The following is a 15,351-nucleotide window of genomic DNA, read 5'->3' as shown; positions in this document are numbered from 1 at the left end:
TTTATCTCACTAATTGTAGTTTGGGGTCAATAACGGGGTAAGCCGTATATGGCTTACCAATGGTTGTGTTGAAACGCACCTCAACCATGCTAGCTCCCATATGTTGCGCCGTGCCTTTGGTATAACCATCCCCTACAATTCTGCCCATGTCGAATTTAACTACTCCATCTTTGTAAAAACTCGGATTCGCCAAATACATTTTCTCCGCCTGCATAATTGCATCGGACATATCACTATTTGAAGCCCAACGCGTAGCATCACGTAAAGTACGTTCTGGCGTTGCATTAGGCATATCAGGCAATATGCCACGCACAGCCCGATCTATCAATTGCTGGTCAGTCAACTGCTCACCATGCCGTGATACAAAGTGTCCTCCCGATGTGGTTTCAAGTTGCAGCAGCGCTTTAGTGATTGCCAAATCTTCCGCCGCATTGATAGCATCACTACTCAAGCCCGCAGCTTTTGCACTAAGTCTAGCATCAGCCCCTGCTTGGGTAATAGCTTTGCCCATCGCACCAGCACCAATAGTTAGCCCAGCACCACCCAGCGCATCACCTGCTGCTACTTCACTCGCAAATATCCCCGCTTGGTTCGCGCATAGTGGCAGATTAGCTAAACATGCCTCTACGGAAACACCTATTTTAGCGGCAATCTCTGGTGCGGCACGCACTAGAACTGCGCCGACTTCAGCACCAGTTAAAATCCCTAAACCAAGTAAACCCAGTTTGGCTAATGGTGCACCAGCGGCATTGTTTTTGGCTTCAATCTGCTGCGGTGTTAAACCATAGTTGGTGTCTAGCAGCTTGTTGGAATAAAGCGAAATATTCTGACTATTGATACTTGAGTCGTTGTATTCTGCGGCATGTTGTGTGGAATAGTTTCTGTAATCCCATGTAAAGCCAGTAGTAGTATCTTTACCGCTCATACCGATAATAGACGTTACTAATTGGTCTTGTTTACCTTCGTCATAAGTATTGGTAGCTGCGTTCACCCAGCGCAATAATTGTCTTTCAATACGCGCTATGGCTTCTTCTTCAGTAATAATTTCACCATTTTTAGCAGCGGCATCCTTCAGGGCTTTTGCGTATTTCTTAGCAAGGTCAATTTCTCGTACATGCAACTGCCTATTATTAGTATCCACCACCAGTGCTGTGGTTGCCCCTGCGGTGCCGCCGATAGCACTACCGATGCCTAGGCTGGTGAGTTCAGCCAATGCTTGTGATATTGTATTGGCACCTTGTTCACCTAAGCCTGCATTTTGCAAGGCTTCTGTCACTTTGCTTTGTAAGTCATTCAAGAGTGGTGCTGCACTTGCTACCACGCCTGCTCCTGCCGCTCCACTGAGGTCTCCTGTGAGTAAGCCGCCTAGTGCTGTGTGTAGTGCAATGCGGTAAATACCACCTTCATCCCATTTTGCAGCTTCTTCTGGGTTGGTGTTTTTAAGTTCATTAAACTTATTGCTCGCAAAGTCCCCCACCGCCTTCGGCGCTACCTGACTAAACGCTTGGGTGATTTGTATCTGTGCGTTGAGTTCTCGTTGTATTTGTTCTTTATCAAATATCGGGGTTAAGGTACCAGCGAGGTTGTTGCCTTGGCTGTCTACTGCTATTGCTGAGGTGTTGCCTTGTGCATCGGTAGTAAATTGAGTTTGCACATCACGGTTAAGTGTGGCTAGTGTGGTTGTAGTGTCTTTGCCTGTGTTTGTTTGTTGCGTGGTGGTGTCGGTGATGTTGACAGTGCCTCCACTAATGCCACTGACGGTGATGCTATTGCTGTCGTCACTTAAGTTTGCAGTGCCTGCACTTGCAGTTGGGCTATTTTTATAGCCTGTTCCATCAGGTTGTTGGTTAAGTCCTACCCCTGCACTAACACTTAGTCCTTTGGCGCTGAACTCTGCACTGTTCTCAATATTTGAAGTAGTGAGGGTTTGTGTACTCAGGGTGTTTTTATTGTCCTGTATCGCTTTATCCGTAGAGGAAATCACCGCCCCTGTGAGGTTGGTATTGCCATTGACGTTAACTTGAAACCCACCATCGCCAGCCATGATTCCGCTTTGTTCATTCACACTGGCATAGTTGGATTTTGTTTTACTACTGGAGGCACTGATAGACCCACCATAGCCACCTGCACCTATCGGGATGCTGACACTGATACCTGCACTCTTTTGCTTGTCTTTGTATTGGTCTGTGTCTTGTAGGCTTTCTATACTGAGATTGCCTGACCCACTGGTACCCACATTGGCAACCACTTGATTACCTGTGACTTGCGCACCTTTGATAGTGGTATCGGTACCGCTTTCCAATGTGACTTTGTCGCCATCCTGATTACCGCTTTGAATAATGGTTTCTGTCCAGCTAGTACCGTTGCCGGTGGTTTTGCCTTTGCCTTGTGAAGCACTGGCAGTGACGGCAAAGCCATTGGAGCCAAAACTAACGCCTAGGCTGGCGCTGCTGGATTTGTTTTTTCCATCAAGGGTGTTTGTATTTTGTGCTGCTTGTAGGGTGATTTTATCGTCAGCTTTAAGGGTGACATCATCATTGGATTTTACTTGGCTACCAATGATATTAATGTCAGAGTCTTGACCAGCACCACTGGCGACAATGGTAATGTCACCACCTGCGTTGAGTGTGCTACTTTGTGCAGTGCTACTGGTTTGCGTGGTTTTGCTGCTGCTTTTTGAGGTTCCAATGGAGAGGCTGATGTTAATGCCTCCTACTTGATCAACTGCATTCGCTTCACGCACATTAGTCATGTCGTTAGGTCCAGTATTTCCAGCAGTTGGAACATTACCATACTGGTCCACTTTGCCTAATGCATCAGAAGCATTCATCGCTGCCAATGCTGTAGTACCCGCAGCTAAGGCTTGCATTCTACCGTCACTGGTTTGGCTGGCGGCTTGGCTCATTTGCTGCGCTGTTTGAATGGCGCTGATGACTGGGTTACTAATCGCTAGCGTTAATCCAGTTTGCTTAAACTTGGTCTCTTGTACGGTTTGGCTGGTGTTTTGTGAGGCGATAATATTCACTTGCTGCGCGTTAATGTTGATGTCGCCTTGCGGGGTTAATATATCGCTCGCTTGTTGGGTATAGGTTTTACCACTGCTGATATTGACATCGCCTTCTACACTGCCGACCGTACTGCCAGTTTGGCTGGTGCTTTGTGTAGTTTGTTTAGTGCTAAGCTTACTGGTGCCTAGGCTAACGCTAGCGCCGCTTGTGCTGAGGCCGCTGGATTTAGTTTTACGTTCGTGTAGCTCATAAGCAGTGTTTTGTGCATTTGTGATATTGATATTATTATTGGCGTTTAAGGTTGTACCGTTATCACTGACGATATTGCTGCCACGTACAGTCAGGTCGTTTCCTGCTTGCAAGGTGATATTATCTGCGCTGAAGTTACTGCTGATGCTGTTGTCAGACTCAAACACATCGCGCTGGGTTTTGGTTTTGCTACTGAAGGTGCCGCTTTTCTTCACTTTGCGTGCTGTATCAAAGTTGCTGGTTTCTCGGCCTTCGGTGATGTTAATGTCTTTACTTGCAGTGACCTTAATCGCGCCTGCTTCACTGGTGACACTAGCGGCTTTTGCATTAAAGTCGTTGCCTGCGTTGAGGGTGATGTCGCCATTGGTTTGGATGGTACTGCCGATGTCTTGCGTGCCGCCATGTTTTACGTAGTTTTTGGCGTTACGGATACTGCTGTTCTGCTCTGCGATGGTCACTGTACCAAGGTTAATATCTTGGGCTGCATTGATTTTCGTCACTGCACCTTCGCCACGGTTGATGATGGTAGCAGCCATCAGGTTGGCATCATTCCCTGCATTAGCGACTAGTATCGCATTGGGGTTATTCATGTATAGTCCAGCAACCCGGTCTAGGTTAGTGCGGCTAAAACTGCTGGCACCGCTGCTGTTTTGACTGCTTTGCGTAGTGCTACGCAGGTTGATATTGTTACCTGCTTCTAGCAACATGGCATCTTTAGCCATGACTTGACCACCGATGATATTGATGTCATTGCTGGCTTTGAGTAGCGTAGCGTCTGCTTGTATCTTCCCGCCTAGATTTTGGATGTTTTGCGCATCAAGGCTGATAAAGTTGCGGCCTACAATAGTGCCTTGGTTAACAAGGTCGCCAGATAATTGCATGGTGACGCTGTTGCCAGCCATGATGCCTGTAGTGGGCTGGAGGTCCCCTGCTTGTAGTTTAACGTAGACTTGTGGCACTAGCGCCTGAGTGGTGCTGCCATCTGGCAAGGTGACGGTTTTTTCTACTAGCCACATGATGTCGCTGGTTAATTGGGCGGTTTGCGCTGCGGTGAGCGCTACCCCAGGAATCAGTTGTAATGCACGTGCAGTAGTAATGCCGTTATCCATCAAGGCTTGGTACTGGGCTTCCTCTGAGGCATAGCCAGCTAAAAAACGCCGCCCTGTGAGCTGATTGATTTGTTCGCGAATAAGTTTTTGTTCATAGAAGCCATCGCCTAGGCGTTTTTGCATGGTAGCAGGATCAGACGCTAATTGGCTCAGCATATAATCGGAGCTTAGCCAGTTACGGTAGTTAGTAAAACGTGGGTTGCTTTCTATCAGATAGCTCGCGGCTACGTTTGGGCTAGGTTGAAATAGGCTCCCAGTCGCTACTGGCACAGCCGCTGAAGTAACTGTAGTGCCGCTGCCAGTGGGTGTAGTACTACCCTCTAATCGGCTAGTCGATAGATTATAGGTAAGTACGGTATTGGCTGGGTTGTATGCACCAATCACATCGACATCATAATCATCGTCATTACCGTCCCAGTCATAATAATAGGCAGTACCGCTATAGCTGGTGGTAGTTTGGCCTTCTGAATTTAAGTTTTGGACTGTGGCGCCACTTACGTCAAGATTGCCACCAGCAATGATCTGGCTATCGCTATTGAGCACTGATCCGCTGAACGTCATATTTCCACCAGCAAGTATCTGCCCAGGTGTGGAGGAAACTACTTGCGTCTCGTAGGTGGTTTTGGTGCCAAGGTAGCGCGTGTATTCACGGAAATTATATGGAAGACCATAAGTTGAGCCGTAGCGCCACTCGACATTGACATTACCGATTTGAAAGGCTGGATAATCCCCACTTTCTAAAATCACGCTTTGATGCCTTGGAGTAAAACGATCAAAGCCGCTGGTTCCAGTCTGCACCACTTGTGTGACCAAATCAGCATTTAAGTTCTGTAAATCGGTTACCGCGAAGGTGGCATTTCCAAGTGCCTCAATGGTTGAGCCATCATTGATGAGTGAATCAGCAGACCCGATGGCTGCGTGATTATTGTCTAGGCTACCGCCAATGGCAAGATCACCAATACTGAACATCAGGCCATTGCTGCGATTTTCAATGGTGGTAGCGCCAATATCAAGTTGAGTACGGGCTGCAATAGTCGCACCAACTGTATTGCTTAAATGAGCGACTTTTACGGATAAATGATCGCCAAAGATACTACCAGTTTGGGTATTGATGAGTGTGTCAGCGTTAACAAGCGTATCAACGCCATCAATCAAGCCGCGGTTTGTGAGCGTAGCTGTCGCGTTGACTTCAGTGTCAGCGCCGACGATTTCACCTAAAGCAGTATTGATGATATTTTGCGCACTGATATTAAGTGATTGACTGGCAAGCAAGGTAGATTGATTAGTAATATCGCCTGTGGTTTGTAGGCTAAGGTTACCGCCAGCTTGCAGTTCGCCAGTGTGGGTATAGTCTGAAGCGAGGTTAATGCTAATGTCACCATCAGCTTTTACGCTGCCACTGCCAGCTAACGCAACTGTATCCAGCTGAATATTGGTTTTGGCACTGAGACTACCTGTATTTTGCAATAGCCCGTCGGCAGTAATGCTAACCTCACCCACGCTAGCGCCTATCGTACCAGCATTACGCACGCCAAGACCTGCCTCGGTACCTACCATACTGATTTTACCTGCGTACATGCCGCCTAAAGCAGCTACATCAACCGCAAAAGCAGGGGCAGTACTGCCGGAATCTGGGCTTATAACGGTGACGCTGGTGTGGTGACCGTCTTGATCCACGCTCACTTGATTGGTACCTGTGGTGACATTCAATGCGTTCGCCCAAATACCAGCGTTAATCTCAACGGCACGCGCTATCACATCGGTAAAATTGGTTTGTGAGGTGTCTAAACCGTTACCATATATATTAATGTTACCGCCCCCCACACGATAGCCTAATAAACTACCACCGTTCAGAATAGGCGTACCAGTAGTTAAGGTGGCACGATGCGCATTAATAAAACCACAGCCATTACAGCTAATACCCGCTGGGTTGGCAATCACCACTTGAACGCGACTGCCTGCTACTTCGATATACCCATTAAGTAAGCTAGGGTTTTGGCTGTTCACTTCATTCAGAATCACTTTTGCAGCGCCGCCTGCAAGATAGGGGTTGGCCTGCACCCATCCACCTAACTGAGTTTCGATATTGGCGCGGCTATTATTAAGAATGACCCCATTACTGTTTACATCAAACTGACTGTAGGTATTGCGTGAAACGCCAGCAGCACTCGGAGTTTGTATATTGACTAACGGGGTGCCGTTGGCGGCATTCATCACCATTGGACGTTGAGAGCTAGGTGCTGCTTGATCGGCAACGATATCAGCGCTAGCCGCTGCTATGTTCAGAGGGTGCGGAATTATCACTGCCATGCCAAGGGCAAGCATGAGATTAAAAGCTATCGGTCTTAAGGTATGGCTTTGTTGTAACGTTGGTAATCGAATGATACTTGTTGCAACGGTTTTGTCTGCGGCGGCTTTACCCAGATGTGATTTAACATTTTCTGCGACAACCATCATACCGCCGCGCACAGCGTTAAAAATTATACGGTAGCGATGTTTATTCATCAACAATTTCCTTTTAAATACATCGTGTGTAAATACAAGAGCTAACCAACCCTATACCAGTGCCATTTTATTGCAGACCGGTTTCAGCTAAGAACCGACCAAAACACTCATTGACGATAACTGCAGCACTAGCATCTACTGCTTTGTAGTTTTCTGCTTTCCAGTTCTCTAGTGGCATTTTTTCCTTTGCAGTGCTACCACAGCTGACAGTCTTAATGGCCTGTCGCTTACCCTCTTTTTGTTCCAGCAAAGTTACCTGTAGGTGATAGTTCAATGCGTAATCTTGACTCGTAAGAAAAGATACGTAGCCCAACTCCCATAATGGTGTGTTAACAGCAATCGTCAGCTCGCGTCCTGCCGAAGCCGAAGCTGGCGAACGATTATCAAAATATTCAGAAAGTTTTCTGGCAAGGGCCAAGTCAGCACCTTTACCCGCACTTACGGCATAACTATCAGGTAATGCTTTTGAGAGCTCTCTGCCGAATGTCTGACCAATGTTCATGTTGTTTTGTAGCTGCTGCATGTTTCTAGCATCCCCTGCACTACCGGCCACACTCCCAGCTACAGACGACACCACAAAGTTACCGATCGCTTGTGCTTTTGTACGCTCTGCAAGCTGCGCCGGTTTAGCGATTGGCGCAACAATTATGCGGCTATTTAATATCGAATCCTTTAGTGCATCTTTCGATGTTAATGGTGTTGTTGAACACGCAGTTGCTGTCAATGCTAGTAATGCTGACAAGGTGAGTTTATATGCTGGTGCTTTCATTGCTTGATTGTTCCTATTGTTAAACTTAATGAAAAATGTGTGGGTAGATCTAATATGAATAATTGAGGTTAAAACCAGCCGTGGTGCTATGCGTTTCAAACCCTTGCGGCTTGTTAATTGGCTTTGCCACAAATACGTCGTAACTCAAATAGCCGAAACGACTACCAAGCCCGCCTCTTAAACCAAGGGCTGTGCCGGCTAAGTATTGACCAAGCAAGTTTTTGGCGGATTGACCGCCCACCTCACCATAATCCAGCCCCCAATACATTGCCTGACCAGAGCTAGCGATTGATGCAACAATCTCGTTGCGTATAAACCAGCCATGGTCAGCTAATAGGGTTTGCTGACCATCAAAACCACGTACAGTAAAACGGTTACCAATGCTAAATCTGTCTTGTGGCGTAAGTGGGGTGTAGTTAGCTTGCCCGCGTAAGTTGGCGCTGTATTGCAAAGCCTGTGCACCCCAAGGTGCATTAACATTAAATGGCACACTTAAGCTTAAATCACCGATTAACATCTCCATGCGTGATGTACCTTCACCAAACTCCTCTTCAGGCGCTTTAAGTGAGTTTTTAGCGCCGGTGCCACGACGATAGGCAAGGTTGTAATCTAGAATGGCACTCCATAGATACCAACTTTGATTAACTCCTAGCTCCCAACCAGCGGTACGACGTCGCTGCACTTCAATTTCAGTATCATCAATGTAGTTACTAGATTTACGTAAAAAACCTTTTAGTGAGATAAAGGTCTTGTTGATTTTGTTACGGTAGACTAGCCGCGTTGCTTTCACATCACCCTGCTGGGAAATACCACTAAATACATAGCGTTGGTTAGTGCCGGCTACCGTTTGGTGGAATGTGCTGTGCGATGCATTTGTACTTAATAACCAATTGTTTACGGGAATAGAGTAATGCGCACTATGGCTCTCATTGCCCCTTCTCCCTGAATCGCCACCGCCTAGATCATGGTTGTAATTCACGTAAAATAAGTCATTGAGTGATAACAAATTATCGCCTGATAGGGTAATGCCGCCTTGATACTTGCCCGTGCTATTGACCCCGCTATCATCCAGATTAAGCGACACTCTCAATGGAAAGCGCTGGTGGTAGCTAATCACCAAGTCACTCAAACCTGGCTGAGATAAATACTGCTCCCCTTTCAAGCCAGACTGTGCCGGCTCGATTTGAATATCCACCTCAGCGGTAGGAACACGTTTAAAGTTTTCTAGCGCTTGCTCAATATTACGTAGATTAATAATATCGCCCGTATTGATTGGCACACTGTTCCAAGCTGACACTCGCTTACTTGAATCTGGTGTAAAGCGCACCGAACCCAATCTACCAGGAACGATGGTTAATTGAAGATGGCCTGACTTGAGGTCTTGTGGAGTCGCTAATACGCGTGTGGTGACATAGCCTTGTGCGATGATGGCATGTTGAACGCGCGCCATCACTGCATTAATACCCACCGCACCAAGGCAACGCCCTAGAATTGGCTGGTTAACTTTATGCGCATTGGTAAGTACTTCATCTAAGGCAAACTGAAACTTGCTGGCAGCATCCCCTATCAACTCAATTCGATGAATAGTAAAACAAGGGGCTCAGTTTCTGGGATCTGATCGTTGACTGTTGTAGCAGCGTCTTTAAGCTTTTCAGCAGCTTCGCGCGCATCTGGCTTAATTTCTTGCTGTTGCCGTAATAAGCGCAGGCGCTCTTGCTGGCGGTTTTGCTCTTGTGCGTTAGTGTCTGCTTGATTAATTGCCTCTGCAGATAATAGTTGTAACGGTGCAAAAAAGCACAGCGCAGCAAGGCAGCGCCTGATTGTTTTAATTGTTATTATTTTCATAAAGCTCTGATAGCGATTAGCGCTATTTTTATTTTTTGAAAATAATATCCGACAACATCAGGCTGCAGTTGTCCCGAACTACAAAGTTAACAATTGTTTACAATACACGCCAGCTTACAATTGAACACACCATCACAAGGGATTGATTAATTGAGGATAAGATACACTTTGGAATAAACCAACAAACACAATAGCAAACATAGCGCTTAATCTTTTGAGCGCTATGTTTACCCTAACGATGCATCACACTAAGAAAAAACTGTGATTAAGAAGAGCTTGTTATTACGGGCACACCTATTGACGCTAAAGTTAATTAACCAGCGTACCGAATACTTTTTTCAACAAACTGCTTGCTTGGCCGACAGGGTCTTTACGGATAGCAGCTTCTTCTTTCGCCATCATTAAATAAACACCATCCAGTGTTTTTTGGGTGACGTACTGCTCTAGATTAGCTTGCTCTTTTTTAACAACACCGTACTTGCTGCCCATCTCTGCAAATTTATTGTATTGCTGAGCAAGTTGTACGTTCTCTGTGGCTTTTTTCACGATTGGTAAAAACTTCTCAGCCATGGGTGCTGAGGTGGTTTTTTTGAAATATTGTGTTGCGGCATCATCGCCACCAGTTAAGATTGCTTTGGCGTCAGCAACACTCATCTTTTTAACTGAATCAACCAGTAAAGCTTTTGCTTCTGGCACGGCCGCTTCTGCCGCACGATTCATTTTAAGCACCAACTCGTCAGCCTGCTTACCCATACCAAACATACGCATGGCTTTTTCGGCTTTTTGCATCGTCTCGGGCAGTGGAATTTTAACTTCTTTATTGCCGAAAAATCCGTCTGTTGCACTTAGCTGGCCAACTGCCTTACCCGCAGCTTGAATCAGCGCCTCTTTTAGCCCGCCGCTTGCCTCTGTGTTGCTCAAGTCATTTACACTTAAAGCGTTTGCATGCGTTGCGAACAATATAAAACTTAAAACTGCCACTAGGTAGCGCATAGACTTCTCCATTCATTATCCCCAATTGGGATTAAAAATTAACGATACTATTCTAATTGCATAGTATGACAATTAATTGATGTTAACAATACAACGCAATGGATAGCTATGCGCTAGCCTGCTAGTTATTTTTTGGCCTTAGGCTTAGCGTGCGGAGTGACATGCCAAATTTCCCTTGCATAATCGCCAATGGCACGATCACTTGAAAACTTAGCCATATTCGCTACGTTTAAGATAGCCATACGCGTCCAGTCATCTGGATTTTGATATAGCTTACCTACGCGCTCCTGTGCTTCGATATAGCTAGCATAGTCTGCCAATAACAAGTACTGATCGTTATTTAACAAATTATCAACAATCACTTTATAACGGCTAGGCTCATCAATCGAGAAATAACCATCCGCAATCATGTCCAGCACGTGCTTGAGCTCTGGGTTGTTATTGTAATAATCGCGAGGCTGGTAACCGCTTGCTTTTACTTCAGCCACTTGTGGCGTCGTTAAACCAAAGATGAAGATGTTTTCATCGCCCACCTCCTCTTTAATTTCCACGTTGGCACCATCTAGCGTGCCGATGGTTAGTGCACCATTCAAGGCCATTTTCATATTGCCGGTACCACTCGCCTCTGTACCTGCAGTAGAAATCTGCTCAGAAAGGTCACTGCCCGGAAATAAAATCTCAGCAGCTGAAACTTCATAATTTGGGTAGAACACTACTTTCAACTGATCGCCTACGGCAACGTCTTCATTCACAATGGTGGCAACATCATTAATCAAACGAATAATATGTTTTGCCATCCAGTAACCAGGTGCTGCTTTACCGCCAAAAATAATGGTACGTGGCGTAATCCCTTTATCACCGCGACGAATACGGTTATACAAGGTAATCACATGCAACACATTAAGCAGTTGGCGCTTGTATTCATGAATACGCTTGATTTGTACATCAAACAAGCTATTTACATTTAACTTAACGCCGGTTTTAGCTTCAATTTTTGCAGCTAATCTTTGTTTGTTGGCAAGCTTCACTTGCGCAAATGCTTTTCTAAAATCCGCATCATCAGCGAGTGGCGTAATTTTTTTAATTTGCGTTAGGTCTTTCTTAAAGCCTGAGCCAATCGCTGCCTCAATCAAGGCAGTTAAGCCCGGGTTAGCCTGATTTAACCAGCGACGCGGTGTAATACCATTAGTCACATTTGTCAGTTTTCCTGGGAAAATTCTGTCAAAATCAGCAAACAGCGTGCTCTTTAACAGCTCACTATGTAAGGCCGCTACACCGTTTACTGTGTGACTGCCAACCACTGCCAAGTGTGCCATACGCACGCGGCGGCCGTGATCTTCATCGATAATCGACACACGTTTCAACAGTTCAGGGTCACCAGGGAAGTGGTGGTTTACCATCTGTAAGAAATCATGGTTGATTTGATAGATAATTTCCAAGTGACGCGGCAACAGGCGGCCAAACAGATCTACTGTCCAAGTTTCTAGCGCCTCGGGCATTAAAGTATGGTTAGTGTAAGCAAAAATCTTAACCACCAACTCCCAAGCAAAAGCCCACGGTAATTGGTATATATCCACCAATTGATACATCATTTCGGCCACGCCGATAGAGGGGTGCGTATCGTTGAGCTGAATCGCTATTTTTTCTGGCAGAATTTTCCAGTCATCTTGTGTTTTTATGTCATGCGTACTTAAAAAGCGACGCAAAATATCCTGAATAGAAGCAGAAACAAAGAAGTATTGCTGTTTTAAGCGCAGTTCTTTACCCAGCACCGACGTGTCATTCGGGTAAAGTACTTTTGAAATATTCTCGGTCGCATTACGCTCTTCTACCGCTTTTTCGTAATTACCGTCATTAAAATGCCTTAAATCAAACTCGCGCGCGGCTTTAGCTGACCATAAACGCAGATTGTTTACAGTATCTGTACCATAGCCTGGCACCGGCACATCATAAGCCATCGCAATCACATGCTCAGCATCCACCCAATGCTGAACCTCTTCACCCAGATCATTCGGATACTTAACCACATGCCCGTGGAACTTGATGTTATAAGTTGCTTCAGGACGCTGGAATTCCCATATATTGCCATAACGTAGCCAATTATCTGGGTTCTCTACCTGCTGGCCACTTTCAATCGTTTGCCTAAACATCCCATATTCATAACGAATACCGTATCCCGCTGCCGGAATATCCATCGTAGCCATTGAATCAAGAAAACACGCCGCCAAACGGCCCAAACCACCATTACCCAGTGCTGCGTCGGTCTCAAACTCTACCGCGTTCTCCAAATCACGGCCTAATGCAGCCATTCCGTCTTTAAGCTCTTCATTAATGCCCAAATTTAGTGCGGCATTACTCAGCATGCGCCCAATCAAAAACTCTAATGACAAATAGTAAACTCGCTTCGGGTCATCGCGATAATAGGATTCTGCCGTCTGAACCCAACGCTCTACGACATGATCACGTACGCTATAACTTGCGGCGTCATACCAGTCACGTGGCGTTGCAGCCTCACTGGTCTTGAAGCTAGAGTATATTAAATGATTTTTCAAAGCCTGCTGAATTGGCCCGAGTTTAGGGATTGCAATCGACTTAGCTTTGACTGTTTTCTTAGGTTTAGCTTTAGTTTCGGCTGGAGTTTTCATTTTATATAATCTTAAATTATTGAATGGTATTGTTATTTTAGCAAAAATTGAGCCAGCTTTATGACAGTTCTCTGAAAGTTACACGGTACGCAGTGGTTTTGAACGACAATAAAAAAACCGCCGAGCTTACGCGGGGCGGTTTTCTATTTAACAACAATAAGTTAGCTAATTAAACTATTCATACGTTTAACAAAACTAGCAGGATCTTCCAAAGTACCGCCTTCTGCCAGCAGTGCCTGATCAAACAACACATGCGTTAAATCTGCGAATACTGCCTCTGCAGATTCAGCTTCTAGGCGTTTTACCAATTTGTGACTAGGGTTAATTTCTAAAATCGGCTTACTTTCTGGTGCATTTTGACCAGCCGCTTTTAAAATACGTGCTAAGTTGCCAGACAAATCTTGCGCATCACTCACCAAGCATGCAGGAGAGTCTGTTAAGCGATGGGTCACGCGCACGTCTTTTACTTGGCTGCCCAATGTTTGCTTAATTTTCTCAACCAAGGTTTTTGATTCTTCTTCGATTTTCTTTTGAATCTCTTTTTCAGTTTCAGATTCGAGCTTGCCCAAATCCAAATCACCCTTAGCGATTGATTGCAGTTTCTTACCTTCAAACTCAGTCAGGCTACCAAGCAACCACTCATCCACGCGGTCGCTCATTAGCAATACTTCAATGCCTTTTTTACGGAAAATCTCTAAGTGCGGGCTGTGTTGTGCTGCGGCAAAACTGTCGGCAGTAATGTAGTAAATCACATCTTGCTCAGCCTGCATGCGTGAAATGTAGTCTTTAAACGATACGTCCTGTACGTCAGTATCAGCCTTGGTTGAAGCAAAACGTAATAAGCCTGCAATCTTTTCCTTATTTGCGAAGTCTTCGCCTGGGCCTTCTTTTAGCACACGACCGAACTCATTGTAGAACTTAGCGTAGTCTTCTGGCTTGTTTTCAGCCATATCTTCTAACAAACCAAGTACCTTTTTCACTGAACCAGCTTTAATCGCATCCACATCGCGGCTAGACTGTAAAATCTCGCGCGATACATTCAACGGTAAGTCAGAGGTATCAATCACGCCACGTACAAAACGCAGATATTGCGGCATCAACTTTTCAGCGTCTTCCATAATAAATACGCGTTTAACGTAAAGTTTAATGCCGTGACGATGATCACGGTCGTATAAATCAAACGGTGCTTTGCTTGGTACGTAAAGTAAAGAAATGTACTCTTGCTTACCTTCTACACGGCTATGGGTATAAGCTAACGGGTTCTCAAAATCATGTGACACATGCTTGTAAAACTCTTGGTACTCTTCTTCTGTAATGTCATTTTTGCTGCGTGCCCACAGTGCTGATGCTTTGTTGACGGTTTCATCTTCATCAGTTGCAACCTCAGCGCCATCTTTCCATTCAGACTTTTTCATCACAATTGGCAAAGTAATATGATCTGAATATTTGCGGATGATGGTTTTAAGTTTCCAGTCGCTTAGGAACTCATCTTCACCTTCACGCAAATGCAAGGTAATTTCCGTACCACGGCTGGTTTTATCTGCGGCTTCAATCGTAAAGTCGCCCTCACCTGCAGACTCCCAACGCACAGCTTCCGTTGCACCAGCACGACGCGTAGTCAAGGTTACTTTGTCGGCAAGAATAAATGCTGAGTAAAAGCCCACACCAAATTGGCCAATTAAATTGGCATCTTTAGCCTGATCACCAGTTAAGGCGTTAAAAAACTCTTTAGTACCGGATTTAGCAATGGTACCGATGTTTGCAATTACTTCGTCACGACTCATGCCAATGCCATTATCGGCAATGGTGAGGGTACGTGCTTCTTTATCAAAAGCGATACGAATTTTTAATTCACTGTCATTTTCATACAAGGCACCGTTGGCTAATGCTTCAAAACGTAATTTATCTGCAGCATCTGATGCATTTGAAATCAGCTCACGCAACACAATTTCTTTGTTGCTGTATAAAGAGTGAATCATCAACTGCAAGAGTTGTTTCACCTCAGCCTGAAATGCCATTGACTCTTTTGGATGAATTTCTTGTTGTGCTGTCGCAGTGGACATAAATTAAGCTCCTAATGTTAAGAATGAAAAACAATAGTAGCTATGTGGGGATTAGCAGAAGATTTTCAAGCGACAAGCCTAAAGACATGTTTAAATTATTATCACAAACAATCAATGTCATGAAACTTTCAAACTATAATCACAAAATAAACAGTATTATTGTTT

The 15,351-nt window shown here is 45.2% G+C and carries 7 protein-coding genes; all 7 read right to left on the bottom strand.

Annotated elements, in window-relative coordinates; translation table 11 throughout:
- Position 1: 1 nt before the first annotated feature.
- The 7 genes from ACSSU7_RS01075 to htpG all read right to left on the bottom strand — a co-directional run bounded on the left by ACSSU7_RS01075 (position 2) and on the right by htpG (position 15,186).
- The gene (locus ACSSU7_RS01075) at positions 2-6,871 is read right to left on the bottom strand and encodes a hemagglutinin repeat-containing protein (RefSeq protein ID WP_492516911.1); all 6,870 of its coding nucleotides are present in this window, start codon (positions 6,869-6,871) and stop codon (positions 2-4) included.
- Positions 6,872-6,938: 67 nt separating this feature from the next.
- On the bottom strand, positions 6,939-7,640 hold the full coding sequence (locus ACSSU7_RS01070; protein ID WP_492516910.1) for a hypothetical protein: 702 nt from the start codon (positions 7,638-7,640) through the stop codon (positions 6,939-6,941).
- Positions 7,641-7,689: 49 nt separating this feature from the next.
- Positions 7,690-9,210 carry a ShlB/FhaC/HecB family hemolysin secretion/activation protein gene (locus ACSSU7_RS01065; protein WP_492516909.1) on the bottom strand — a complete coding sequence of 507 codons (1,521 nt, stop codon included), beginning with the start codon at positions 9,208-9,210 and terminating at the stop codon, positions 7,690-7,692.
- Entirely contained in the window at positions 9,207-9,485 is a 279-nt protein-coding gene (locus tag ACSSU7_RS01060) for a hypothetical protein (RefSeq protein WP_492516908.1), read from the bottom strand. The genes ACSSU7_RS01065 and ACSSU7_RS01060 overlap by 4 nt, the downstream gene beginning before the upstream one ends.
- Before the next feature lie 309 nt (positions 9,486-9,794).
- Positions 9,795-10,478, bottom strand: a complete 684-nt coding sequence (locus ACSSU7_RS01055; protein ID WP_492516907.1) for a DUF4197 domain-containing protein — start codon at positions 10,476-10,478, stop codon at positions 9,795-9,797.
- Between the two features lie 125 nt (positions 10,479-10,603).
- A complete protein-coding gene (locus tag ACSSU7_RS01050) occupies positions 10,604-13,123 on the bottom strand; it encodes a glycogen/starch/alpha-glucan phosphorylase (protein WP_492516906.1) in 2,520 nt (839 codons plus the stop codon).
- A gap of 161 nt (positions 13,124-13,284) precedes the next feature.
- Entirely contained in the window at positions 13,285-15,186 is a 1,902-nt protein-coding gene (htpG, locus tag ACSSU7_RS01045; protein ID WP_492516905.1) for a molecular chaperone HtpG, read from the bottom strand.
- Positions 15,187-15,351: the final 165 nt, after the last annotated feature.

The sequence above is a fragment of the Methylotenera sp. E1MeOHC1 genome, assembly GCF_058745595.1.
Note: the sequence above shows the minus strand (reverse complement) of the source record. Positions and strands in the feature narration are given on the sequence as shown.